Genomic DNA, 22,669 nt, shown 5'->3' with positions numbered 1-22,669 from the left:
CCGCCGACAGGTCCCTAACCAGCGATGACCGCAGTTCTCAATCAGTGGTCGGAGCGTCCCGGAGGACCGGGCGGCCATTCCTTCCGAGCCCTCGATGGCAACGCGCCATCAGCCATACCCGGTCCTCCCGGACCGCCTCACATTCTTAGGGAAAGCGTGATGACCGCCGAGAGCCCCAGTGGGACGGCGTCGACCCGTAGCAAGCGGGCCGACGCGCAACGCAACCAGCGGGCCGTACTCACCGCCGCCGCCGAGGTGTTCGTCACCTCCGGCGTCGACGCGCCGATCCGCCAGATCGCGGCCAGGGCCGGCGTCGGGATGGCCACGATCTACCGCCACTTCCCGACCCGGGCGGATCTCGTCACCGCCGTCTACCATCACCAGATCGAGGAATGCGCCGAGGCGGGCCCGCGCCTGCTGGCCGGCACCGACTCCCCGTTCGACGCCCTGCGCCGGTGGGTCGACCTCTTCGTCGACTTCCTCGTCACCAAGCACGGACTCGCCGACGCCCTGCAGTCCGACAGCGAGCGCTTCGCCGCCCTGCACACCTACTTCATCGACCGCCTGCTGCCGGTAAGCGCCCAACTGATCGACGCCGCGGCCGACGCCGGCGCCATCAAGCCCGGCGTCCAGCCCTACGAACTGATGCGCGCCATCGGCAACCTCTGCATCGGACGCGACAGCGACCCGCGCTATGACCCCCGGCGCATGATCGCCCTCCTCCTCGACGGGCTGCGGAGTCCTCAATCGGTCTGACGCCCCGGGGCGGGGACGCGACTGCGCCTTGGGTGTGGCGGTCCGCCCGGAGGACAAGCACGGACGTCAGAGGGCTGGTCGTTGGTCGCCCTACTGGTGGGCGGCGGCGAGGGCAGCACGCGCGGCGCGGGTGTCGGGGTGATGGCTCCCCAGCACCCGCTCCCTGTCGGCGACCACCCGTTCCAACAGGTCGATCATCTCCGTCGTACGACCCGCCTGCCGGTAGGAGGCGGCCAGGTTCGCGCGGGCGGTGAGGGTGTCGGGGTGCTGGTCGCCGAGGACGGCCTCGCGGTCGACGACCACTCGCTCCTCGATCGCGATCCCCTCCGCAAGACGCCCCCGCCCGCACGTAGGAGGCGGCCAGGTTGCCACGGGCATTGAGGGTGTGCATCGTGAATCTGCAGGTCACGGGTCTGGTGTGAGTGACGATTCGGGTACTCGTGCCGGTCGGCGGCTGATGACTATGCCGTAGATCATCGGGCAGGTCCGGTTCCGGCGGTCTGCCGGGTTCGGCTGCGCCCGTGACCGACCCCCGCCTACGATCCGTCAGCAGGGCGGCACGCCATGAGACCGCGGGAGGCTGCGGAGATGCAGGAGCGGCAGTGGACCACCGCTCGCCGGAGCGAACTGGGCGCCCTCGCAGAGCAGTTGACCAAGCAGCTGCAGGAGGTGCAGGTCGAGCGGGAGGAACTGGCGATCGCGGAGCGGGTGTTGAACCGTCTGGCCGAGCAGGCCCAGGCCGATGTCGAGGCAGTCGCTCCGGTATCGGCGCAGGTGGCCGGGCGGGCGGTTCTGCGCGCTGAACTCGCGTTCGACCTCCTCCAGGGTCAGCCCGCGGGACTCGGCATTGGCAGCGAGCGCCTTGGTCCCGGTGTCGCTACTGGTGGCTCCGGGGTGTACAACGGTGACGTTCACGCCGCGTGGGCCCAGTTCGTCGGCGAGGTTCTTGGTCAGCGCGGCAACGGCGACGTTGCGTACCGAGCTGGTTACCGAGCCAGTACGCCGCGCGGCGATGCCGCCGACGTGACCGCGACCGCGACGGCGCTGGAGTTCGCCGCGCTGCACGAACGGCTGCACGCGGACCTCATGGCTCACGCGCGCAAGCCGGGTATCCGCGAGGAATTCGGCGAGGACAGGGTCGTGCCGGCCGCCGACGCGCTCCTCTGCCTCGCCTTCGCGCGGCTCGCCAAGCCAGGGGTGATGGTCCTCAACGCCACCCTGTTGTCTGTTGTGGACGGATATATCCAGGAGATCGGGATGGCCGAACGGGATGACGTGGACCTGGCGGGGTACCTCGGGGTCGCGGCGGCGAAGCACAGCGCGCTGACGGCGGCGGCGTGCGAGCTCGGCGCGCCGGCCGCGGGTGCGAGCAGGAACCAGGCGGATCACTCGCGGCGGTTCGGCGACGACATCGGCCTGGCCCGCCAGCACGTGGACGACGTGCTGGCGCTGCACGACGACTTGGTGGGCGGCTGCCGCGGCCTTCCCCTCGTGGCCGCGGCGGCCGGGGCCGGGGACGGGCGGACGTGGTGCGAGCAGCAGGCGGAACTGCTGCTCGCCCGCGGTCTCCGCCACCTGCTGCAGGCAGGACCGGTGGAGGCGGACGAGCTGGCCGGGTTCGCCAGGACCGTGACGACCGGCCGGAGCGCTGCCGTCGTGCTTCCCCAGCCGGCCGGGGACTGAGCTACGGCCGCAGGACGAGCTTCCCGGCGGTGTGACCGCTCGCGCTCAGCTCCTGCGCCTTCGCGGCGTCCTCCAGCGGAAGGCTCTGCGCGATGCGCACCGTGAGCTTGCCGTCGGCTGCGAGGCGGGCGTACTCGCCGAGGCGGGAACCGAACGGGGCGCCGGGGCCGGAGAAGGTGACGCCCAGCTCGGCGGCCTTCGGATCGGCGATGGTGATGATCCGGTCGGTGCCGCCGCGCAGGTCGATCGACACCTCCAGGTCGCCCGCCCCCGCGGCGTCGTACACGGCGTCGATGCCCCGCGGTGCGGCCTCGCGGACCCGGTCGGCGAGGCCGGCGCCGTAGGCGACCGGGATCGCGCCCAGCGAGCGCAGGTAGTCGTGGTTGCCGGGGGAGGCGGTGCCGATGACCGTGGCGCCGCGGGCGACCGCGAGCTGAACACCGACGGCGCCGGCCACACCCGCGGCTCCGTGCAGCAGGAGCGTGTCGCCTTCCCCGACGCCGAGGGCGTCGAGCACGCGGACCGAGGTCTCGACGGCGACGGGCAGTGCCGCGGCGAGGTCCCAGTCGAGGTCCGCGGGCTTCGGGCCGAAGTCGACGGCCAGCGCGTGCTCGGCGTACGCGCCGGTGACGGTCCAGCCCAGGACCTCGTCACCCACCGCGACGCCGGTCACGTCTTCGCCGACCTCGTCGACGACGCCGGCCGCCTCCACGCCGGGGATCACCGGGAACGGCGGCGCCATCTGCGGCCTCCGCCCGCTGCGGATCTTGGAGTCGAGCGGGTTGACCCCTGCCGCCACGACCTTCAGCCGCACCTGCCCGGGTCCGGCGTGCGGCTCGCCGACCTCTTCGAGGCGGAGGACTTCCGGGCCGCCGAACTCGGTGTAGGTGATCGCCTTCATGTCCTGCTCCAGTGCTCGTCGCTCTAGGTGAAAGATCAACTTGGCCGGGACCGGCGGCGGCCGCACCGGCACTTCGACTAGTTCCGGCTCGGAGGCTCAGGAGCCAGCCACGTTTGTGGGCGCGGTCCAGCCGGTGGATCGGATCCACTCGGCCAGGTCGAGGGTGGCCGGCTCGATCGCCCGCACCACCGCAAGATCCGACGGGTGTTCCGCCGCCTTCGCGAACTGGCGGAACATCGCCCTGTCGAGGTCGCTGGGAAGCACGCTCAACGGGAGGGCCTCGTAACGTGCCGGGAGCCCGGCGCGCGCGCCGAACGCCGCGGCGATCTGAGGGCCCGTCAGCTCATCGCCGACGAGCTCGACGGCTCTGCCGGGTGCCTCCGCAGTGTCGAGCAGGAGCGCGGCGGCGACCCGGCCGACGTCCCTGACCGAGATCATCTTCAGGGCGACGTCCTCCGGCAGCGGCAGCCTCAGCACGATCTCTCCGTGCTCCAGGCTCGGTGCCATCTCCTCCATGAAGGGGGTCGGGCGAACCATCGCGGCCCTGAGGCCGGACTTTTTCAGGTGCTCCTCGATCGAGTGCTTCGAGTCATGGTGCGGCACACCCCGCTCCCGGTCCGCGCCGAAGACCGAGTTGAACACGACGTGCGGGACGCGTGCCGCGACCGCCGCGTCGACGAGCGCGGTGCCGATGCGGATCTCCGTCTCGACCTCTTCGAGGTTGTTCGCCTCCGGGGTCAGGAAGTAGAACGCCTTGACCGCCGTCAGCGCGGCGGCCAACGACGCCGGGTCGTCGGTCCGGATGGCCGCCAGCTCGACGCCGCGGGCGGCCAGCGCCTGAGCCCGGTCGGATTGCGGGTTGCGGACCAGGGCCCGCACCGGGGCCTTGTGGTCCAGCAGCGCGTCGACCACCGCCCCGCCCTGTCGCCCCGTCGCGCCGAAGACTGCGATCGTTCCGGTCGTCTGTGTGCTCATCGCTGCCACCCTTCACTCAGGGCGTGAGCAAGGTGAGCACGAGTCCGGTGTTGACCTCGGCGGTGGGGGGAGGACGACGCGGGCGCGGCGTCCTCGAGCTTGATCTGTTGTGACATGTCTCCACGATGCGTCTGCGGCGCCCAGGCGCACCACCGGTATCGCGCCAGGTTCTTCCGATAACCCGCCAGTGTCGGGTAGCCTCCATCGCGTGTCCGACCCCAGCGGCGAGCCGAGCTTCTGCACCGACGATGCGCCGTTGTCGGCGCCGCTGGCCCATGGCGCCGACGTGGCCGCGCACTTCCACGACTATGGCCAGCTCCGCTACGCCGCGCGTGGGGCCCTGGTCACAGCGACCCAGGTGGGCACGTGGGTGGCGCCGGCCAGTCGGATCATGTGGGTGCCGCCCTTCGCGGTGCACAGCAGCAAGGCGTACGGCGAGACGGACATCCGGGTGCTGTCGCTGCCCGTGACGCTGACCGGACAGCTGCCGGCCGAGCCGTCGGTTTTCGTGGCGAGCGCGTTGCTGCGCGAGGCCTATCTGGCGCTGATGAGCGAGGGCGAGCCGCTGGAGAGCCCCCGTGCGCGGCTGCTGATCGACGTCGTACTCGCCGAGCTCGCCCGCGCCGCACAGGAGCCGCTGCGCCTCCCGGAGCCGAGCGACCGGCGACTCAAGGCGGTCACCGACCTGCTTCACATGGACCCAGCAAGCCCGGCGACCCTGGCCGAGCTGGGCCACCGCACGGGCGCCAGCGAACGCACCCTGAGCCGACTGTTCGGCAGCGAGCTGTCGATGAGCTTCCGCCAGTGGCGCACCCTGCTGCGCATTCAACGGGCGCTGATCGAGCTCAGCGACGGCGCCTCGGTCACCGACACGGCGATCCGGCTGGGCTGGTCGAACCCCAGCAGCTTCATCGACGCCTTCACCGAGCTGGTCGGTCAGACACCGGGGGGCTATCGCTCGTCGGCTCGGTCCTCCCGCAGCTCCCATGGGTGAGAGGTTGGCGGGGTAGCCGTAGTTCCTGGCGGAACATCGGTGGCAGCCCAATGAGCACGGTGCATCGTAAGAACTGCACGTCAGATGGTCTGGTGTGCGTAGGCGTCGGGAGGCTCGGGCAGGTCCGGAGCGGTAGTCCACCGACAAGGTCGTCCGTCAGCGGGCGACTTCCCGGTTCGTCAGCACCATCAGGGCCCGCACCAGCGCAGTCGCCCACCTGGGATCCGTGCGGACCTTGCCGAGGACACGCCAGTTCTTGAGATGGGCGAAGCCGTGCTCGACCGGGGCCCGCACCGCGGCCGGTGCCTTGTTGGACAGCTTCTGACCACGGGTCAGGGGTCGGTTGCGGGCGGCCTTGTAGCCAGTGATCACTGCCGGGTCGGCGTCCGGACCGGCATCGTCGAGTCCGACGAACCCCAGGTCGGCGATGGCGCCGAGGCCGGCCGCCCGCAGGTGAGCGGTGAGTTTGTCGTGTCGGCAGGCGGTGATCTCCGAGGCGCGTCCGGGCCGCACCGCGGAGACCCATACCAGTCGGCCGCGGTCGTCGGTGAGAGCGATCACGAGCAGGCCGTGGCATTTGTGCTTGCCCGAATAGTTCTTCCGGTTCTCGGTCCCGGTGCGCCTCCGGGTGCGTATCAGAGAGCCGTCCAGCAGCACCACCCCGCCACCCTTTCGGGCGAGCTTCCTCAGCGCGCGGTCCAGACGCGGGGCGCGGGCGGCCAGCAGACCGACGACTTCCCACACCCAGCGGGTGACGGTGGTGCGGTGCACCCCGTTCCCGCCGGCCAGATCGCCGGGCCGCTGGTCACAGCGCAGGACCGCCGGCACGATCCCCGCGATCCTTCCCGCGGGCCGGGCCCGCCACCGCGAGCCGATCTTCTTCAGGTGGCCGCGTATCAGGTCGGCGAGATAGTGCAGGGTGGCGCTCGACAGCCGGCAGGCGGGCAGTGCAGACAAGGCCGTCAGGGCCCTCGGTGAGACCGTTGTTTTTCTTCACACCAAACTCAACTGCCGCCGGGGACCCGCCAGTTACGCCCCCAGTCCGGCTATGGACGTGCGATGAACCACCCGTCAGGGCGTTTGTGCAGCCAGCCGCGATCGGCGAGCTTGGTCATCTTCGCCCGCAGCGGCTCCAGCCTGCCGCGCACCGAAGTCTCCAGGCCCAGCCGCTCGCCGACCGCCCTGACCTGCACCGGGCCGTCGGCCTCCCGCACGATCGCCAGGATCCTGCGGTAGTCGCCGGGCAGCGCGCCCTCATCGGCCGCGTCGCTGCGGTGCGGGAACCGCCCGCCCGGCCACCTGCGCCGATACCGGAGCGACTGCCTCGACATCGGCCTGGGCCTGCTCGGCCAGACGGTTCAACACCCGCTCCGCGATCGCGGCTCCTCCCGCTCGACCTGCACCTCCTGCAGCTGCTTGGTCAACTGCTCGGCGAGGGCGTCCCCGGAGACATGCACACCCGACCCTGCGGCGCGGGCAGGCCCACCTGGACCGGCCCCGCCTCGCCCCTCCAGCTCTCCAGCGTCCACCCGCGCCCCCACCACCCCTGACGGACCGTCAACCATCTGCCCCCAGCCCGCAGCGTAGTGACCGATGCCCTGCAGGCACAGCCCGGAGGCCGAGCACGGAACCAGACTGACCATCCCCGGCTCGCATCCCCGCCCGAGCCCCACCGCTGGCCCATATCCGGCGCATCCCGCGCGCGTCACCAGGGGTCGCGGGAGGCGAGGGCGGCGCCGTGGTGCCGTTCACCGGCCCAGCCTTGCCCGACCTATCGACATTCGATAGATTCCCATCGCTTCTCGATGGAGGGATGGGTCATGGGAAAACTGGCAGTGCGCGCGCTGCGCGCCGTGCTCGCGGTGGTGCTCACCGGCAGCGTGCTGGTGCAGGTATTGATGGTGTGGACGTTGGTGAGCGGGAGCGACCCGGAGGACGGGTCCGTGCCGCTGACCGCGTTCCGGGTGATCACGGTGCTGGGCATCGGGGCGGCCCAGACCGCGCTGGTCTGCGTGTGGCGGCTGGTCACGATGGTGCGACGCGGCACCGTGTTCTCCCACGCCAGCTTCCGGTACGTGGACGTCATCATCGGCGCGATCGTCGCGGTCGCCCTCCTGTGGTTCGCGGTCGCGGCCGTGAACGCACCCGGCCAGCGCGACGATCCGGGCGTCACGCTCATCATGGGCGGGATCGGTCTGGCCATTCCGGGCGTCGCGCTCATCGTGCTCGTGCTGCGGATGCTGCTCGCCCAGGCCGTCGCCCGCGACGTCGAAGCGGCGCAGATGCAGGCCGAGTTGGACGAGGTGATCTGATGCCGATCGCCGTCGACATCGACGTGATGCTGGCCAGGCGGAAGATGTCCGTGGGTGAACTCGCCGAGCGCGTGGGGATCACGCCCGCCAACCTGGCGGTGCTCAAGAACGGCCGCGCCAAGGCGGTGCGCTTCGCGACGCTCGCCGCGCTCTGCGAGGTCCTCGCATGCCAGCCGGGCGACCTGCTCCGCTGGGAGGCCGAGGACACGGCGGCCGACTGAACCGCGCCCGCCGACGCGTCACCGCCGCTCCCACGGTCCACGACGCGTCCAGGCCCGGTTCGGTTACGGCCGGCACTACCGCACGAGCCTGACGATGCGACAGCTCGCGCCTCTGTTCAGGATCTCGACGGCGACGTTGGGCGCGGGCGGCGCAGCAGGAGCGATTCGGCTGGTCGGCCGGGGTTGCGGCGGCAGCGGGTCAGGATCGGCGGGACACCGCCACGCCGGCGAGGCACAGGGCGCCGCCGAGGAGCGTCAGCCACCCGGGGACCTCGCCGAGCGCTGTCCAGGCCATCAGCACGACCAGCGCGGGGACCGCGTACGTGGTGGCGCCCATGCGCCCGGCCGTGGTCCGTGCCAGTGCGTACGCCCAGGTGGAGAAGGCCAGCGCGGTCGGGAACAGGCCCAGGTAGACCATGTCGAGCGTGGCCGCCAGCGGGGCGGACCCCAGCTGCGACACCAGCTGAGGCGTGAACGGCAGACAGGCCACCGTCCCGATCAGACAGCCGAAGGCGGTGACTTGGAGCGGCGACGCGTGCCGCAGGGCCGGCTTCTGACTCACCACGCCGGCCGCGTAGGTCACGGCGGCCAGCAGACAGAGCGCGACCCCCAGGATCGAGCTGCCGCCCCCGCCGGACATCGAGAGGCCGACCACCACCGCACCGGCGAGCGACACCGCCATCCCGGCCAGCAACTTCCGGGGAAAGCCTTCCTTCAGCAGCCAGCCGCCGAGCAGGGCGATCAGCAGCGGTCCGATGTTGACGAGCATGGCGGCCGTGCCGGCATCCACCTGCCGCTCACCCCAGTTGAGGGCGACCATGTACACCCCGAACCACAGGACGCCCGAGACGACGATCCCGGGCCAGGCGGCCCGCGGCGGCACGCCCTCGCGCCGCAACAGCAGCAGGCCGAGCAGCGCGACACTCCCCGTGAGCAGTCGGCCGAGTGCCAGCGCACCCGGCCCGTAGTGGCTCGAGGCGCTTCGGATGGCGACGAACGCGGAGGCCCACAGCAGCACGGAGGTGACGACAGCGGCGACGGCTCTGCTGTCCGGACGGGCAGCATCGGTGACAGAGGTGTCCATTCGGGCAAGCTACGCGATCACGGCGTGCGACCGACAGCGGTTATCGGCCTTCACGTTCGCGACCGGGACCGGCGGCGCAGGCGAGCCGGCCCTCCGACCATCACAGACTCATCGCTGTCCGCCTTCCCGCCAGACGGCCCGTGTGTCCGGCAGGGGGTCTGCGGCGGTGGGGTTGATCGCGGCTCCCAGGCCTTCGATGGCGGTGACCAGGTGCCGGCCCGGGGTGAGGGACCTGCCCGCTCGGGCCGTCTTGCCGGGGGTACCGGTGAGGATGACGTCGCCGGGCTCGAGAGTGAGGAAGGTGCTGCAGTAGGCGAGCAGCTCCGCAGGCGTGAACAGCAGGTCGCCGGTGGAGCCGCGTTGCCACTCGACGCCGTCGACGGTGAAGGTGACGGTGAGGTCGCGGGCGTCGTCGACTTCCTCAGGGGTGACCAGCACGGGTCCGAGCGGTGTGGAGCGATCGAGGACTTTGCCCTGGAGTGCTTCTGTGGTGCGGTGCTGCCAGTCCCGCAGCGACAGGTCGTTGGCGACGCAGTAGCCCGCGATGGCGTGGTTCGCGTCCTCCACGCCGGCGCGGCGGAGTCGCTGCCCGACGATGACGGCCAGTTCCGCTTCGCCGTCGATGTGGTCGCTGATGCGAGGCAGTGCGATCGTGTCGCGGGGCCCGGTCAGCGTGGAGGGGAACTTGGCGAAGAACGTCGGGTAGGTGGGAGTGGGGCGTCCCAACTCCTCGATGTGGCTTCGGTAGTTCAGGCCGGTGCACAGAATGTGCGCGGGAGCCCGCGAGATACAGGCGTAATCGGCGGTGCGGGCATCCGTTTCGCCGATGTCCGTCAAGCGGTCGCGGCGCAGGTAGGCGTCTACGGCGTCGCTCGCGTCGACCAGGATGGCACGGTCGCCTTCGATCCGGGCCGCGGTGAGGGTGTTACCGGTGCGGATGGTCGCGAAGCGCATGCCCGCTCCCCTGGGGTCCGGGGTCCTACAGCTGGACGCCGCTGCCGGGCTCGAGGCGGTCGATCGGGATGCCGGTCAGGCCCGTCTCGCCGAGGAGGTTCGCGGTGGACTGCTGGCCGAGGTCGCTGAGCATGAGTTCGTGGATCTGGATGATGCGCTCGGGCTTGACGGCCCGGACGTAGTCGGCGGCTTCACCGAGCTTCGTCCAGGGGCCGCTGGTCGGCAGCAAGAGGGTGCGCACAGGACCGTCGGGCACGAAGTAGGCGTCGCCGGGGTGGTAGACGGCTCCGTCGTCGAGCAGGTAGCCGACGTTGTCGGGGCACGGGATGTCGGCGTGGATCAGCGCGTGGCGGTGACCGTGGACGGTGGCGGTGAGGGAACCGACGCCGAAGCTGTCTCCCGCGGCGACGGCGTGAACACGCCCGCCGTGACCGCCGAGGGCGGCCGCGACACCGGCTGTGCCGTAGACCTGCAGCTCCGGCTGGGCTTCGAGCGCAGCCGTGACGAGCTTCTCGTCGAAGTGGTCGAAGTGTTCGTGGGTGATCAGGACGGCGTGAGCCCGGGTGACGGCCTCCGCCGCATCCGGGGTGAAGACGCCGGGGTCGATGACCAGGCGGGTGTCGCCCTTCTCGAGCGTGACGCAGGCATGGGCGTGCTTGGTGAGCTTCACAGGAAGACCTCTCGGACTCGAAGAATATCTACAGCCAAACTGTACACTGTGGCTGTAGATATTTCGCAGCCCCTCACGCCGGACCCAGCCCCGACACCCCCCACCCGGCACGCCAACTACCCACCCAAGGTGTACAATTTAGTGATAAATATGGGGAGAGTGCGGACTGTGGACGACAACCAATTGGCGGAAGATCTCCGCCAGACCATCGGCCAGCTCGTACGCACCGTGCGCACCGCCGACACGATGCCTCCCGGCGAGGCCGCCGTCCTGGGATACCTGGACCGCAACGGCCCGCTGACCACCGCCGACATCGCACAACAACGGGGCGTCAGCCACCAGTCGGCCGCCAAGGCGGTCAAGGAACTCCTCAGCCAGGGCCTCGTGCACGCCGAGGCCCACCCCAGCGACGGGCGCAAGCTCCTGCTCAACCTCACGCCGACGGGAAGCCACCGCCTGGCCGAGGAACGCCGAAGGCGCGCAGCCTGGCTCGGCACCGCGATCAACGACGCCCTCAACCCCGAAGAACGGGACACGCTCGCAGCGGCGCTTCCCCTCCTGTCACGCCTGACCGCACACCTGAAGGCCAAGTAGGTCCGAACGGAACGCCGACCCCATCCCACCGGGGCACCGGGCGCGACCCCGCAGCCATCCGTGCCGCTGGCGGCGCAGCTTGCTGGCGCAGCCGGGGTACGATCCGTGCTCGCCGATCGGCACGGCCGGACCGATGAACTCCCACTCGGCGTCGGTCAGTTACGCCCGCGACACGCGACACGATCTACCGGATCAGGCGCGACCCCGGCGGCGAGATCCAGGTCGATCACAACCGGATACGCATCGTACGAGGCCAGCCGGCACCGGGCGGAGGCACAGGAGGAGCCGCCTGAATGCGCCTGCTTCGACTTTCCGTCACTCACACTCAGATGTCGCCCAGGCGCCGGTAGATGTGCGGTCCGGTAGGAGCGGGAGAGGACGCACTCGCCCTCGGGTCAGGGGCGGGGGCGACGGACTCAGTGGGGCCATTCGGGGGCGGGGTCCTCGTCGAGGAGGGGCCTGATGGCTCCGAGTACCGCGCCGATGCCGACGTTGCGCAGTTCGGTGCGGGTGCAGGTCTGCTCGGTCAACCAGTCGACGCACAGCACTTGAACGAACACCAGCCAGCTCTTCAGCACGCCCGACACGGCGCGCCGGGTGCTGTCGTCGGCGTGCGGGAGTACTCCGAGCAGTCGCTCGCGCAGGGCGTCGAGTTCGTCGGCGATGATCGTCTGGATCACGCGGTCCCCCGCCAGCACCCGGTTCGCCGCCAGCACGGTGTTGCGGTTCTCCGCGAAGTACTCGATGTGGGCATCCAGTCCCTCGACGAGCTGTTCGACCAGCGTGTCGGCGGGGTCGAAGCGGGTTCTGGCGAGCAGCTGCTCGGCGGCCTGCCGGTAGAGGGCGGCGAAGAGGTCGTGCTTGCTGGGGAAGTGCCGGTACAGCAGTGCGCGGGAGACCCCGGCGTGCTCGGCCACGTGCTCCATGAGCACGTCGTCGTACGGGTGCGCGGCGAACAATTGCGCGGCGACGGCGAGGAGTTGGGCGCGGCGTTCGTCGGGGCTGAGCCGTTGTCGGGGAGGCACGGAGGCCATGCTACTTGACACATGTCTACTAGCCGGTCGTAACCTGGTGGCGCTCATAGTTGACACACGTCTACTAACGAGGGTGGGGATCGCCTTGACCAAGGCCAAAGCGCTGCGGGGACTCGTCCTGGCCATGGGGTACGCCAACGTGGCGATCGGACTCTTCCACGTGCTGCTCGGGAACGCCGCGACCCCCGGCGCCCGCTCGGCCGGGCCGACCGTCGACAGCCTCGAGCGGTTCCTCGGTGCGATCTTCGCCGGATACGGCCTCGCCTGGATCTGGGCCGCCCGACAGTCGCCGATCCCCGCGACAGCGGTGCGCTGGTTGGCCTGCGTGTTCCTGCTCGGAGCAATCGGTCGACTGCTGTCGCTCGCTGTCCACGGGTGGCCGCACTGGTTCCAGGTGGTCCTGACCGCCATCGAGCTGGCCCTGCCGCCACTCTTCCTCTGGCTGGCGGACGCCGAGGAGGCCGCGCTCCGGCCCGCTGACGGCCACGCCGGACGGTAGGCGGCAGGCCGTCCCGGAGCGGGCGGGCCTGCGACGAGGAACCGTTGCTGCTCAGCCTCGGCCGCAGCGGTCCCGTCGCCAACCGGAGGCCGTGGGTGCGGGCGGGCCGCGGCACCGCGGAAAGTGCGCCGAGCGCGTCGGCACCCGCGTTGTCCGTGGCACGTGGCACGCTGACGGCAGCTCAGGCGCCGCTCGCGAACCGGGTGGCTCACACATTCACGAGGACGGACCACCAATGTCTCGGGTCAGGGTGCACAACTTCGCCATTTCGCTCGACGGGTTCGCCACCGGAGAGGGGCAGACCGAGGATGCACCCTTCGGGCACGCGGGGATGCGGCTGCACGAATGGGCGTTCCGGACCAGGACGTACCGTGCCATGCGCGGCCAGAGCGGCGGCGACGCCGGCGTGGACGAGGCGTTCGCGCAGGCCTCCGAGCCCGGCATCGGCGTGGAGATCATGGGGCGGAACAAGTTCGGCCCGCAGCGCGGTCCGTGGGCGGACGAGGAGTGGAAGGGCTGGTGGGGTGCGAACCCGCCGTTCCACACGCCGGTCTTCGTCCTCACCCACCACCCGCGCCCCTCCCTGGAGATGGACGGCGGCACCACCTTCCACTTCATCAACGCCTCGCCCGAGGAGGCCCTGCAGCAAGCCCGCGCAGCCGCCGGCGGCCTGGACGTCCGCATCGGCGGCGGCCCCACCGTCGTCCGCGAGTTCCTCGCCCACGACTTGATCGACCACCTGCACGTCGTCGTGGTCCCCATCCTGCTCGGCCGCGGCGAACGGCTCTGGGACGGAATGGAAGGGCTGGAACAGCGCTTCAGCTCGGTGGAGTCGGTCTCGTCACCCTCCGGCGTCACACACGTGACCTTCCAACGCTAGGAACCGTCCAGCCGGTAACGTGAGCCGCCAGACCTCCCTTCTCCCGAGATCCGCCTGAGACCCCGCGGCGACAACGAGCCTGCGGGCGGGCCCCATGGTCGGCGCGGGCCACGGCCGCCCGGGTAGACCTCGGGATCGCAGGCGGGCTGATGAGCGTCTACACCGGCGTCCTGTATCTCACACACCCCGGGCTCGCCGCGCTGCAGCTGCTCCTGGCCGTCCTCATTCCCATGACCCGTTCAACGGGCGTCCAGGATGGAGACATGACCCCGGGAGAGCTTTCTGTTGGTGCCTCCAACTGGCTGTTGCTCTATCAATCTCAGTGGTCGTGAGTTCGAGGTCGTCAACTCGGTCAGGTGATCTTCTGGCCGGCCAAGTATGAGAGTGGGGCCTCCTGCTCAGCTCGTGGGTGTCGAATCCAGTCGAGCAACAGGAGGCCCCTGGTGCTGCGGTCTTCCGTGTCCCGGCCTGTGGCACGGAACCCGCGGTGTCGGCTGCGCTCTGCATCGGCGAAGGCACGGCGAGTCGCTTCGCGGCGGTCTCCGGAGCACCAGACAATACGGGTTCAGAGCGACATCTTCGGCAGCAGGCAGACGAGGGCGGCCATGAGCAGCGCAACTGAACGAGGCGGCCAACCGGTTCACCGGGAGAAGGCGATGAGTTGGCTGTCGAAGGTGTTCGAGCTCAACCGCGCGGGCGTGAACTGGCGGCGAGCGGTGGTGTTCCTGGACGTCGGACTGGTGCCGCTGATCGTCTTCTGGGCGATCGGGCATGAGGAGTACCTGTTCAGCGCCCTGTTCGGCATGCTGTTCGCGTCGCTGGCCGACCCGGGTGGCAGGTTCGGGTACCGCGCGTCGCACAACGCCGTCTTCGCACTGATCGGCGCCGGGATCACTGCGCTGGCGTTCGGGATCGGGGGCGAGGCCTGGGGATGGCTGGCACTCGCGGCCTTCGTGGTCACACTGGTGGCCGGCCTCGCCCTCACCTTCGGCGTGCACAGGTTCGTCAGTGCCATGCTGCTCAACGTCTGGTTCATCGTCGCCGTCGGGCTCGCGTTCAACCTCCACCACGCCGCCCGCATCACCAACTACACCTGGGCCCAGGTGCTGGCCTGGGCGGGCGGGGCGGCACTGTGGATTCTGATGACGTTCATCGAGTGGCTGATCCGCGGCCGCCAGGACCTGCCCCAGCCGTTCGTCGAGATCCCCGGAGACACCTCGCACAAGAAGCTGACCCCTCCGATCATCGTGTTCGTGCTGCTCCGCGCCCTGGTCATCGGCGGCGCCGTCGCCCTCGCGTTCGGGCTGGACCTGCAGTACGGCTACTGGATCCCGATCGCGGCCATCATCGCGATGAAGCCGAATCTGGAGCAGAGCACCCTCGTCTCCGCCCAGCGCCTTTCGGGTGCGTTCATCGGCGCCATCGCAGCCGCGCTGCTGCTCCTGCTGCCCGCCGGTGAGACCGGCCTCCGGTTTTTCGCGATGACGCGCGGACTGGAAGTCGTCGCGCTCGTCCTCTTCGTGCACGCCGTCGGGATCCGCTTCCTGAACTACGCCCTCTACTCCGCCGCCATCGCCGCCGGCGCGCTCATCCTGACCGACCTTCCGCAGCCCTCCCACTACGCCGCCGAGGGCTACCGGGTGCTGTGGACCGTGTGCGGCGCCGGAATCAGCCTGCTCGTCCTGCTGCTGGCCGGCCTGCTCGCCAAACGCACCGCCAAGCGGCCGCAACGATCGGCCTGAGCGCGTTAGCCTGCGCGTTTCATCTGGGTTGCGTCCGGCCGTGAGTTCGAGTCTGCCGACTCGGCCGGGTGATCTTCTGGTCGGCTGGGCATGGAAGTGGAGCCTCCCGCACAGCTCCTGGGTGTCGAATCCAACCGAGCAACAGGAGAGGCCCCTGATGCCGCAGTCTTCCGTCTCTGCGACGTTGCCGTCCAACTCCGTCCCTCTGTCACGTGATTGCCTCGCTCACCGGTTCGGGAACACCGGGGGCCGGCCGCACAGGCGTCCGAGGTACCCCTCGGACATGAGCGACGCGGAGTGGGCCGTCGTGCGCGACGCGATGCCCCTGCCCGCCTGGCTTGAAGGCCGCGGCGGACAGCCGGAGGGCTACTGCCACCGGCAACTGGCACCTGCACGACCTCGCCCGGGCCGCGAACCCCTCGCCGAGCCGGCGCCGCACCCGCCCCGCACCGGAATCGGTCCGGCCCTCCCTGCAGCGCTTCCTCGACGCGATCACCGCGGCACCCGCGTGGATCGTCGACCAGCGAGGCGACATCCTCGCCACCAACCCCCTAGCCCGCGCGCTGCTCGCCCCGCTGCTCGAGGACCCCGACGCCCGCGGCAACAGCGCGCGGTTCATCTTCCTCAGCCCCGCCGCGCGCACCTTCTACCAGCAGCCGCTGGTCCGCCCACGACGTCCGCCTGCACCGCACCGGAGCCAGGCACATCCACCACCCCGGCGTCGGCGACCTCGAATTCGTCTACGAGGGCGTCGAACTGCCCGACCACCCCGGATGGATGCTCTACGCCTACACCAGCAAGCCGGGCTCCCCCACCGAGGAGCGGATCGAGCTCCTCGGCAGCCTCGCCGCCACAGCTGCGCCTGACGGTTCCGTACGGTCGGCGCCCCGCTCGGCACCGTCCTCGTCACAATCGCCGACGGAGCCCTGACCTCTCTTGGCGAGGGCCCGGTCGCACCCTCGGTGTCGGCCGGGCTGACCCCCTCAGTCGTGGGCACGCATCAGGCGGGCTCCCACGAGAAACGCCTCGGGGCTGCGTCCGGCGTACCGTGGGAGGGGCCGGGCAGTTGGCGCTGCACGGGGTGCTCGCAGACATCCCGGCGAAGGACTCGACCGGGGGCCCGGTGCCTCCTGGAGGGGGTGCCGCCCATGGCCGTTCGTGTTCCGGCCGCCCACTGCGCTGTCGTCCCGCACGGCACGAGGTCTCATGTACGCGGCTGACGACTCCCGCCAGAGCCCGGTCGGAGCCGTCGGACGGGTGACGGTGCCGATCCCGGCGGACGGGCCGGGCGAGGTACTGGTCGGCCTGCGCGGCGGGTCGGAGGCGTTCGCGGCCTGGTCCGCCGGGCCCATCGCGGTCAACACCCGGGTGGTCGTGACCGACACGATCTCCGCCCGGTCGGTGATCGTCGAGCCGCTGCCGCCGTGAACCCGGCGGCCCCCGCGGCCCTGTCGATCTGTTGCAGGTCAGGTGGTTCGTCATGTTGTTCTGGCACGTTCCCGCGCCCAACGAGGCCATGCTCATCTCCGGTTCCAAGCGGCAGTCGCAGGACACCCAGTTCCGGATCGTCACGGGCCACGGAAGCTTCGTCCTTCCCGTCAAGCAGAAGGTCCGGATGCTGTCCCTGGCCCTGCAGGAGTCCGAGATCGCGGAGGACTGCGTCACCCAGCAGGGAATCCGGCTCACCGTCCGCGCGGTCTGCGTCTTCAAGGTCGGCGACGACGCCGTGTCGATCGCCAACGCCGCCCGGCGCTTCCTGTCCGAGCAGAACCAGATGCAGGAACTGGTCGGCCGGATCTTCGCGGGCCACCTGCGCTCCATCATCGGCGGGCTGACCGTGGAACAGATCATCAGGGAGCGCAGCCGCGTCGCCCAGGAGGTGATGGCGGGCAGCCACGGCGAGATGGAGAAGCTCGGCATAGTCGTCGACGCCCTGCAGATCCAGGAGATCGAGGACGCCACCGGCTACATCAACAACCTCGCCGCGCCGCACGCGGCAGCGGTGGCCAGCCAGGCCCGGATCGCCCAGGCCAAGGCCGACCAGGAGGCGACCGAACGGGAGCAGCAGGCCGCTGCGCTCAAGGCCGAGTACGAGCGGGACACCGCCATCAAGCGGGCCGGCTTCCTCGCGGAGACCGAGCAGTCCAGGGCCCGCGCCGCGCAGGCCGGGCCGCTGGCCGAGGCACGGGCCACCCAGGAGGTCATCGAGGAGCAGACCGCCCTCGCGCAGCGCAACGCGGCGCTCACGGCGCAGCGGCTGGAGGCGGAGGTGCGGCGCCCCGCCGACGCCGAGGCCTACCGGAAGCGGACGCTCGCCGAGGCGGACCGTGACCGCGCGAAGTTCGAGGCCGACGCCGGCGCCTACACCGAACGGACGCTGGCTCAGGCCCAGGCAGACGCCAATGCCGCCCGCGCTGCGTCCCTGCGGGAAGGCAACCAGGAGCTGATCGCGGCCAACCGGATCGTGGAGAACCTGCCCGCGCTCGCCGACGCGGCGGCCCGGGGCATGGCGGGCGCCGATCTGACCGTCCTGAACGGCACCGACGGGGTGAACCAGATCGCGGCCGGCATCGCCGGCCAGGGGCTGGCCATCCTGCGCTCCCTCCAGCACTCCGCGACGCCCACGGCGACGTCAGCGATCTCAACGACCTCGGCGGGTGAGGTGCCCGGCGCACCGGCAGCCGACCCGAACGTCAACGGCCGCCCCACACCCCGGCTCCCCGACCGCAGCGGACCCTCCCCCGCGACACCCGTTGACGACAGCTCGCAGTGAGCCGGCCCGGCTGAGCTCGGTCAGTGCGGCCGAGTCGAAGGTCAAACACAGCCGGCGGCTCGTCGGGTCGGCGCGCGCTGCGGGATCGCGCGGCTGTGAGCAACACAGCCGTGCCGCGACGCCCTCGCGATGATCGGTGACCGCGGTCGGGGCGATCAGGTCTCGGACTGTGCCCTCGTTGGTGGGGCGGTTGCGGAGAGGGCGCGCAGATCGTCGAAGGCTTGGTGGAGATGCGCGTCCAGGCTCCGCGAAGGGTCGTCGATCCAGGCTTGGGCCGCGTGGTGGAAGGCGGCCCAGCCGGTCTGAGCGGCCAGGCCGGCCAGCCGGTCGGCGACACCGCGCTGCCGTAGCGCCTCCGCCACGGCTTCGGTGAGCGACGCGGCCTTGGCCAGGTCCCGTTCGCGGAGTGCGGGTGTCACCGCGATGATCGCCAGCCGCGGTTCTGAGAACGGACGGTTGTCCTCGAGGATCCGTCCGGCTCTCCGGAAGGCGTACAGCAGTGTCTCCAGCGGCTGGAGACCCTCGGGCGCGTCGGCCACCTCCCGCATCAGCGCGGCGCGCAGGTCGGCTTCGCCGTCGAAGAGCACCTCGCGCTTGTCGGGGAAGTGCCGGAAGAACGTGCGTTCGTTGACGCCCGCCCGGGCGGCGATCTCGGGATCGCCGCCTTCCGCATCGCAGGTGAGCGGGCCTGCCTGGACTTCGCCGCCCGGGGAGTGCGCGCGAGTGTGGTCCGCCTCGCCCCCACCGTCCACGGTCCCGAGGACCGCGGTTTCATCCCCATGCTCATCGCCACCGCGCGGAAGACCGGCGTGTCGGCCTACGTGGGCGACGGCGCCAACCGCTGGCCCGCGGTGCACCGGCTCGACGCGGCGGTCCTGTTCCGCCTGGCACTGGAGCAGGCGCCCTCAGGCAGCGTGCTGCACGGAGTGGCCGAAAGCGGCGTCACCTTCAAGAGCATCGCGGAGACCATCGCCCGGGGTCTGGCGCTGCCCACGGTCTCGCTGACTCCCGAGGAAGCCGCCACGCACTTCGTCAGCCCGTTCATGGCCACCGCCTACGGATTCGACGGTCCCGCCTCCAGCTCGCACACCCAGGCGTCGCTCGGCTGGTCGCCCACCCACCCGACCCTGCTCGAAGACCTGGAACACGGCGACTACCTCGCCGCGCCGAACTCCTGACCCCTCTGGGGAGACCGGCATCGCAGCGCACACCCGGCATGCCAACGTCCGCCCGCACCCCCAGCACCCCTGACGGACCGTCAACCATCTGCCCGCAGCCCGCAGCCCGCAGCCCAGTACCGCCCCATCGCGGACCCCGCCGCGGTCGCACTCGACCAGCGTGCCGTCCAAGGCCAGGTGGTTCAGGCCCTTCTCCCGGCACTCGGCGAGGACCTGGTGCAGATCCAGGGCCTGTTCGGCGAGGACGTCGATGCCCTCGTGCAGGTGGCGGTGGCTGGTGGCCTGCGAGATGCCGGCGTCGCCGGCCAACTAGCGCACGCCCGTCGCGGAACCAGCGCAGCACCAGGGCGGCCAGACGGAACGAGCCCCAAGTCCGTGACCTCTTCGGCGTGCCGATATACGTGCCCAACGTGAAGCCCCCGGTGACCAGGCGTCCTGTGAGAGAGGCCTGTCCTACCAGGGGCTTCACGTCTGTCAGCGGCCGCCCTTCGCACCTCGGCGGGGACCAGGCCATTTCGTTGAGAGAACCTCAGTCAGCTCATCCGTTGACGGTGACCGCGACAGGGCTGAGATAGAAGCGTGTCCAGTCGATGCGTCCGTCGCGGGTCGTCATGATGACTGGCCCGCGCATGACGGCCTGGGTGCCGTCCGGGGCTGTGCCGACCATCTCCCATTCCGACCACAGTTCGGCATCGGCCGTGGCGCGGCGCAGAACCTCGGCCCGGATATCGGGCAGCCGACCGAAGATGGCGGTCCAGTTCATCAGCACCCGGTCATTCCCGGTGAAACCGTCCTGCGGCCGATGCGGGGTCTCGGACCGATAGTCGGAGGTGAAGCAGTCAGCGACCTGGTGAGGGTCGTGAGAGTTGATCGCGTCCTTCAGCCGGTCGATCGGGTTGTTCTTGTTCATCGCGAGCTCCTGGTTCCGCGGGCTGTAGCGGGCTGCAGCGCGCTGGGCGCGGTCTGAATGTGCGCTCTACACCTGGCACCTCGTCAGGGGTGCGGCCGTGGAACGCCCGGCAGGATTTCGCCGCTCAGGAGGACGGGGTCGTTGCGTCTTCGCCGCCGGGCCTGGTGAAAGAGGCGGCCTGTGCCACGAGTGCGGCGATCTCGGGGTGTTCGGCGAAGTGGCGGGCCTGCACCTGCTCGATCTTTGCCTTGATCTCGGGGTCGGCGGAGTCCGTGATGTCGAAGGCCTCGAACCGCGCGAGGTAGCCGATGCCCTCGAGTTCGAGGCGGACGTGCGCGGGATGGTTCAGGTACTCGTGGTAGCCGTCGAGGTCTTCGATCACGAACACGGCTCCGTAGTCGAAGCCCCCAGTGGGGTGCGGGCCGACCACGTACGACTTCACGGCGGGACAGGTCTCGCCAACCTCGCGCAGCAGGTCGAGGCAGGCCTTGAGCTGCTCCTCGCTCAGGTCGGGCTTGGGCGTCAAGCGGTTGATGTGGAAGATCATGGCCTTCTCCTCAAAACTCGGTACGGTACCGTCTCGTCTTGGCTTATTCCTAGCACGGCTCTTGCCCGAGACGCAACGGTTCCGTCTCGGGTATCGTGAAGCCGATGACCTCACCGCTGAAGCCCGGCGAGGGCGGTGCCCGCCGCGGTCGGCGCGGGCCCCGCCTCGATGACCGCACCACTACCGCGATTCAGACGGCCTTCTTCGAAGAGCTGGCTGCAGTCGGCTACGGCCGCCTGTCGGTGGACTCGATCGTGAAGCGCGCGGCGGTCAGTAAGGCCGCCGTCTATCGAAGGTGGCCGAGCAAGGCCGACATGGTGGCCGCGATGATCGCGGAAGTCGCAACGAGCACAGTCGAGATGCCGGACACCGGGTCCCTGCGCGGCGACCTGGTGGCATTCCTCACCGCCACCTACGACGGCATGCGTCACCCGCTGGCCGCCCGCATCATTCCCGCGATCCTTTCCGAAGCGGGCAGAGACGACGCTCTTGCGGCGACCCTTCGCGAGACGGTCGAGGCTCCGCGCCGCGCCCAGGCCGAGCGCGTGCTACGCCGGGCGATCGAGCGTGCCGAGCTCCCGGCCGACTGCGACCTGGATCTCGCGCTCGACCATATGATCGGCACGCTCTACTTTCGTGTGCTCGTGCGGCGGCAGGAGCTGGACCGTCCCGCGATCCAGCGTCTGGCCGGTGGAACGGTCGCCGCGCTGGCAGCGACGCGCCTCCCTCGATCCTCCGCCTGATCGGCGCGGACCCTCGGTGTCAGGAGATGTGCCGCTGCCGAGAAGCACCTGCCCGGCCGGCTACGCCCCTGCTCCAACGCCAAGTTCCGGCTGTTCCTCCTCGACCGCAGCCGCAACGAGCGAGGCCCCGAGCTGTTGATCGAGATGTCTGCCGTCTCAACCACGCCGCTCGGAGCCTCGTTCGCCATCCACCCCGCCGCACTCGACCTGCCCCATGCGCCCGTGGAGTCGGTCGCCAGTCGTTCCTCACTCACCCCGCACAGTCATCCACCTGCTCGCCGAGGCCTGCGCACCGCGCCCTCCCGTGCGCCGGGTTTGCAGCAGGTCCTGCGCGAGGTCGGTGCGGAGTTCGTCCTGCTGGACGGCACCCTCGCCGAGTGCGACCGGGTCAGCGAGGGCCGCGCGGGCTACTCGCACAGGCATCGGCGGCATGGAGTGACCGTAAGGGCGGTTATCGATCCGGACGGGCAACTGCTGTGCTACCAGGGCACTTCGCCGTTCTCGTCCTGAAATGTTCCTGTCGGACCGTCAGCATCGAGGGTGGCAAGACGCACGACGACCCTGGCGCTCTCCTCCGGCGTCCTTCCGATCCCGAATGCCGCGGTCATGTCGGTCGCGGTGGTGCCGGGCTCGACTGCATTGAAATTGATGCCCGGTTGGGACTTGGCGTACTGGATTGTCAGCATGGTGGCCGCGGACTTGGACGCGGAGTAGAGCGCCAACGGCAAGTTGAACTCGGGTCGCTCCGGATTGGTCACTGCCCAGAAGGATCCGGCGCTGCTGGAAACGGTGACCACCGTGGGGTTCGAAGACTTGCGAAGCAGAGGAAGTGCCGCTTCGGTGACACGCACGATTCCCACCGCGTTGGTGTCGAAGGCCCGGAGTGCCGTGGGACCGTCGGTGATTCCATGCCCCAGGATGCCCGCATTGTTCACCAGGACGTCGAGTCGGCCCTCGGCCGAGTCGATGGCCGCCAGAGCACTGCTCACTGATGCGTCGTCGGTCACGTCAAGCTGGACGAATCGTGCGCCAAGCGCCGCCGCGGCATTCTCGCCTCGCTCGACGTCACGAGCGCCGATGTAGACGACGTGACCCAACGCAAGGAGCTGTCTGGCTGCCTCGAAGGGTCTGTCCAGTGAACGGTGTAACTCGGTTGGGTTGAGTTAGCGGCGGCCGACGGAGAGTCGGCCGTCGAAGGCGATCTCGAAGGCGTTGAGTG

The 22,669-nt window shown here is 70.2% G+C and carries 26 protein-coding genes and 4 pseudogenes; 16 read left to right on the top strand and 14 right to left on the bottom strand.

What is annotated here, in order from left to right:
- Nucleotides 1-159 precede the first annotated feature (159 nt).
- Entirely contained in the window at nucleotides 160-756 is a 597-nt protein-coding gene (locus tag AB0K51_RS32735) for a TetR/AcrR family transcriptional regulator (protein WP_363461561.1), read from the top strand.
- 90 nt (nucleotides 757-846) lie between these two features.
- Here AB0K51_RS32735 and AB0K51_RS32730 read toward each other — a convergent pair whose 3' ends face one another.
- Nucleotides 847-1,134, bottom strand: coding sequence for a tetratricopeptide repeat protein (locus tag AB0K51_RS32730; protein WP_363461559.1), 288 nt, complete (start codon nucleotides 1,132-1,134; stop codon nucleotides 847-849).
- 210 nt (nucleotides 1,135-1,344) lie between these two features.
- On the opposite strand from AB0K51_RS32730, the gene AB0K51_RS32725 reads away from it, so the two are divergent.
- On the top strand, nucleotides 1,345-2,439 hold the full coding sequence (locus AB0K51_RS32725) for a polyprenyl synthetase family protein (protein WP_363461557.1): 1,095 nt from the start codon (nucleotides 1,345-1,347) through the stop codon (nucleotides 2,437-2,439).
- A gap of 1 nt (nucleotide 2,440) precedes the next feature.
- On the opposite strand, the gene AB0K51_RS32720 is transcribed toward AB0K51_RS32725, so the two are convergent.
- Nucleotides 2,441-3,340: an NADP-dependent oxidoreductase gene (locus AB0K51_RS32720; RefSeq protein WP_363461555.1), complete on the bottom strand. Its 900-nt coding sequence runs from the start codon at nucleotides 3,338-3,340 to the stop codon at nucleotides 2,441-2,443.
- 96 nt (nucleotides 3,341-3,436) lie between these two features.
- Complete coding sequence (locus AB0K51_RS32715; RefSeq protein ID WP_363461567.1) at nucleotides 3,437-4,315, bottom strand: NmrA/HSCARG family protein; 879 nt, start codon at nucleotides 4,313-4,315, stop codon at nucleotides 3,437-3,439.
- 208 nt (nucleotides 4,316-4,523) lie between these two features.
- Here AB0K51_RS32715 and AB0K51_RS32710 point away from each other — a divergent pair, with 208 nt between their 5' ends.
- Nucleotides 4,524-5,309 (top strand): AraC family transcriptional regulator, encoded by a 786-nt coding sequence (locus tag AB0K51_RS32710; protein ID WP_363461553.1) that lies wholly within the window; start codon nucleotides 4,524-4,526, stop codon nucleotides 5,307-5,309.
- A 156-nt stretch (nucleotides 5,310-5,465) separates the two neighbouring features.
- Here AB0K51_RS32710 and AB0K51_RS32705 read toward each other — a convergent pair.
- Together AB0K51_RS32705 and AB0K51_RS32700 are read right to left on the bottom strand one after the other, a co-directional pair.
- Nucleotides 5,466-6,306, bottom strand: a pseudogene (locus tag AB0K51_RS32705) (transposase family protein).
- A gap of 49 nt (nucleotides 6,307-6,355) precedes the next feature.
- Nucleotides 6,356-6,640, bottom strand: coding sequence for a hypothetical protein (locus AB0K51_RS32700; protein WP_363461551.1), 285 nt, complete (start codon nucleotides 6,638-6,640; stop codon nucleotides 6,356-6,358).
- Between the two features lie 489 nt (nucleotides 6,641-7,129).
- On the opposite strand from AB0K51_RS32700, the gene AB0K51_RS32695 reads away from it, so the two are divergent.
- Both AB0K51_RS32695 and AB0K51_RS32690 read left to right on the top strand, forming a co-directional pair.
- Nucleotides 7,130-7,621, top strand: coding sequence for a DUF2975 domain-containing protein (locus AB0K51_RS32695; protein WP_363461565.1), 492 nt, complete (start codon nucleotides 7,130-7,132; stop codon nucleotides 7,619-7,621).
- The gene (locus tag AB0K51_RS32690) at nucleotides 7,621-7,842 is read left to right on the top strand and encodes a helix-turn-helix transcriptional regulator (RefSeq protein WP_363461549.1); all 222 of its coding nucleotides are present in this window, start codon (nucleotides 7,621-7,623) and stop codon (nucleotides 7,840-7,842) included. Before AB0K51_RS32695 ends, AB0K51_RS32690 begins: the two co-directional genes overlap by 1 nt.
- A 199-nt stretch (nucleotides 7,843-8,041) precedes the next feature.
- Here AB0K51_RS32690 and AB0K51_RS32685 read toward each other — a convergent pair whose 3' ends face one another.
- From AB0K51_RS32685 to AB0K51_RS32675, 3 genes are all read right to left on the bottom strand, one after another.
- A complete protein-coding gene (locus AB0K51_RS32685) occupies nucleotides 8,042-8,926 on the bottom strand; it encodes a DMT family transporter (RefSeq protein ID WP_363461547.1) in 885 nt (294 codons plus the stop codon).
- Nucleotides 8,927-9,034: 108 nt separating this feature from the next.
- The gene (locus AB0K51_RS32680) at nucleotides 9,035-9,880 is read right to left on the bottom strand and encodes a fumarylacetoacetate hydrolase family protein (RefSeq protein ID WP_363461545.1); all 846 of its coding nucleotides are present in this window, start codon (nucleotides 9,878-9,880) and stop codon (nucleotides 9,035-9,037) included.
- A 25-nt stretch (nucleotides 9,881-9,905) separates the two neighbouring features.
- The gene (locus tag AB0K51_RS32675; RefSeq protein WP_363461543.1) at nucleotides 9,906-10,550 is read right to left on the bottom strand and encodes an MBL fold metallo-hydrolase; all 645 of its coding nucleotides are present in this window, start codon (nucleotides 10,548-10,550) and stop codon (nucleotides 9,906-9,908) included.
- A 168-nt stretch (nucleotides 10,551-10,718) separates the two neighbouring features.
- Between AB0K51_RS32675 and AB0K51_RS32670 the strand changes: the two genes are divergently transcribed.
- Nucleotides 10,719-11,144, top strand: coding sequence for a helix-turn-helix domain-containing protein (locus AB0K51_RS32670; RefSeq protein WP_363461541.1), 426 nt, complete (start codon nucleotides 10,719-10,721; stop codon nucleotides 11,142-11,144).
- Nucleotides 11,145-11,560: 416 nt separating this feature from the next.
- On the opposite strand, the gene AB0K51_RS32665 is transcribed toward AB0K51_RS32670, so the two are convergent.
- The gene (locus tag AB0K51_RS32665) at nucleotides 11,561-12,169 is read right to left on the bottom strand and encodes a TetR/AcrR family transcriptional regulator (protein ID WP_363461539.1); all 609 of its coding nucleotides are present in this window, start codon (nucleotides 12,167-12,169) and stop codon (nucleotides 11,561-11,563) included.
- A gap of 94 nt (nucleotides 12,170-12,263) precedes the next feature.
- Between AB0K51_RS32665 and AB0K51_RS32660 the strand changes: the two genes are divergently transcribed.
- The 7 genes and pseudogenes from AB0K51_RS32660 (at nucleotide 12,264) to AB0K51_RS32630 (ending at nucleotide 18,072) form a co-directional block, all read left to right on the top strand.
- Nucleotides 12,264-12,677: a DUF4345 domain-containing protein gene (locus tag AB0K51_RS32660; protein WP_363461537.1), complete on the top strand. Its 414-nt coding sequence runs from the start codon at nucleotides 12,264-12,266 to the stop codon at nucleotides 12,675-12,677.
- A 235-nt stretch (nucleotides 12,678-12,912) separates the two neighbouring features.
- The gene (locus tag AB0K51_RS32655) at nucleotides 12,913-13,557 is read left to right on the top strand and encodes a dihydrofolate reductase family protein (protein ID WP_363461535.1); all 645 of its coding nucleotides are present in this window, start codon (nucleotides 12,913-12,915) and stop codon (nucleotides 13,555-13,557) included.
- Nucleotides 13,558-13,706: 149 nt separating this feature from the next.
- Nucleotides 13,707-13,889, top strand: a complete 183-nt coding sequence (locus AB0K51_RS32650; RefSeq protein WP_363461533.1) for a hypothetical protein — start codon at nucleotides 13,707-13,709, stop codon at nucleotides 13,887-13,889.
- A 324-nt stretch (nucleotides 13,890-14,213) separates the two neighbouring features.
- The gene (locus tag AB0K51_RS32645) at nucleotides 14,214-15,299 is read left to right on the top strand and encodes an FUSC family protein (protein WP_363461531.1); all 1,086 of its coding nucleotides are present in this window, start codon (nucleotides 14,214-14,216) and stop codon (nucleotides 15,297-15,299) included.
- A 338-nt stretch (nucleotides 15,300-15,637) separates the two neighbouring features.
- Nucleotides 15,638-16,229, top strand: a pseudogene (locus AB0K51_RS32640) (hypothetical protein).
- A 276-nt stretch (nucleotides 16,230-16,505) separates the two neighbouring features.
- Nucleotides 16,506-16,727 (top strand): hypothetical protein, encoded by a 222-nt coding sequence (locus tag AB0K51_RS32635; RefSeq protein WP_363461529.1) that lies wholly within the window; start codon nucleotides 16,506-16,508, stop codon nucleotides 16,725-16,727.
- A 52-nt stretch (nucleotides 16,728-16,779) separates the two neighbouring features.
- The gene (locus AB0K51_RS32630; RefSeq protein ID WP_363461527.1) at nucleotides 16,780-18,072 is read left to right on the top strand and encodes an SPFH domain-containing protein; all 1,293 of its coding nucleotides are present in this window, start codon (nucleotides 16,780-16,782) and stop codon (nucleotides 18,070-18,072) included.
- 155 nt (nucleotides 18,073-18,227) lie between these two features.
- On the opposite strand, the gene AB0K51_RS32625 is transcribed toward AB0K51_RS32630, so the two are convergent.
- Nucleotides 18,228-18,824: a TetR/AcrR family transcriptional regulator gene (locus tag AB0K51_RS32625; RefSeq protein WP_363461525.1), complete on the bottom strand. Its 597-nt coding sequence runs from the start codon at nucleotides 18,822-18,824 to the stop codon at nucleotides 18,228-18,230.
- Here AB0K51_RS32625 and AB0K51_RS32620 point away from each other — a divergent pair.
- The gene (locus AB0K51_RS32620; RefSeq protein WP_363461523.1) at nucleotides 18,786-19,250 is read left to right on the top strand and encodes a hypothetical protein; all 465 of its coding nucleotides are present in this window, start codon (nucleotides 18,786-18,788) and stop codon (nucleotides 19,248-19,250) included. The two genes, AB0K51_RS32625 and AB0K51_RS32620, sit on opposite strands and share 39 nt — an antisense overlap.
- A 237-nt stretch (nucleotides 19,251-19,487) precedes the next feature.
- On the opposite strand, the pseudogene AB0K51_RS32615 reads toward AB0K51_RS32620, so the two are convergent.
- The 3 genes and pseudogenes from AB0K51_RS32615 to AB0K51_RS32605 form a co-directional block, all read right to left on the bottom strand.
- Nucleotides 19,488-19,602 (bottom strand): annotated as a pseudogene (locus tag AB0K51_RS32615) (IS5/IS1182 family transposase); the annotation flags it as partial.
- Nucleotides 19,603-19,788: 186 nt separating this feature from the next.
- Nucleotides 19,789-20,160, bottom strand: coding sequence for a nuclear transport factor 2 family protein (locus AB0K51_RS32610; RefSeq protein WP_363461521.1), 372 nt, complete (start codon nucleotides 20,158-20,160; stop codon nucleotides 19,789-19,791).
- 124 nt (nucleotides 20,161-20,284) lie between these two features.
- A complete protein-coding gene (locus AB0K51_RS32605; RefSeq protein WP_363461519.1) occupies nucleotides 20,285-20,707 on the bottom strand; it encodes a Dabb family protein in 423 nt (140 codons plus the stop codon).
- A 104-nt stretch (nucleotides 20,708-20,811) separates the two neighbouring features.
- Here AB0K51_RS32605 and AB0K51_RS32600 point away from each other — a divergent pair, with 104 nt between their 5' ends.
- Complete coding sequence (locus tag AB0K51_RS32600; protein ID WP_363461517.1) at nucleotides 20,812-21,450, top strand: TetR/AcrR family transcriptional regulator; 639 nt, start codon at nucleotides 20,812-20,814, stop codon at nucleotides 21,448-21,450.
- Between the two features lie 144 nt (nucleotides 21,451-21,594).
- Nucleotides 21,595-21,927 (top strand): annotated as a pseudogene (locus AB0K51_RS32595) (hypothetical protein); the annotation flags it as partial.
- A gap of 2 nt (nucleotides 21,928-21,929) precedes the next feature.
- Here the strand turns inward: AB0K51_RS32595 and AB0K51_RS32590 are convergent.
- Complete coding sequence (locus AB0K51_RS32590) at nucleotides 21,930-22,586, bottom strand: SDR family NAD(P)-dependent oxidoreductase (protein WP_363461563.1); 657 nt, start codon at nucleotides 22,584-22,586, stop codon at nucleotides 21,930-21,932.
- Nucleotides 22,587-22,669 lie beyond the last annotated feature (83 nt).

This window comes from Kitasatospora sp. NPDC049285 (assembly GCF_040678815.1).
Classification (GTDB): domain Bacteria; phylum Actinomycetota; class Actinomycetes; order Streptomycetales; family Streptomycetaceae; genus Kitasatospora.
The sequence above is the reverse complement of the archived record's forward strand: the minus strand, read 5'-3'. Positions and strand labels throughout refer to the sequence as shown.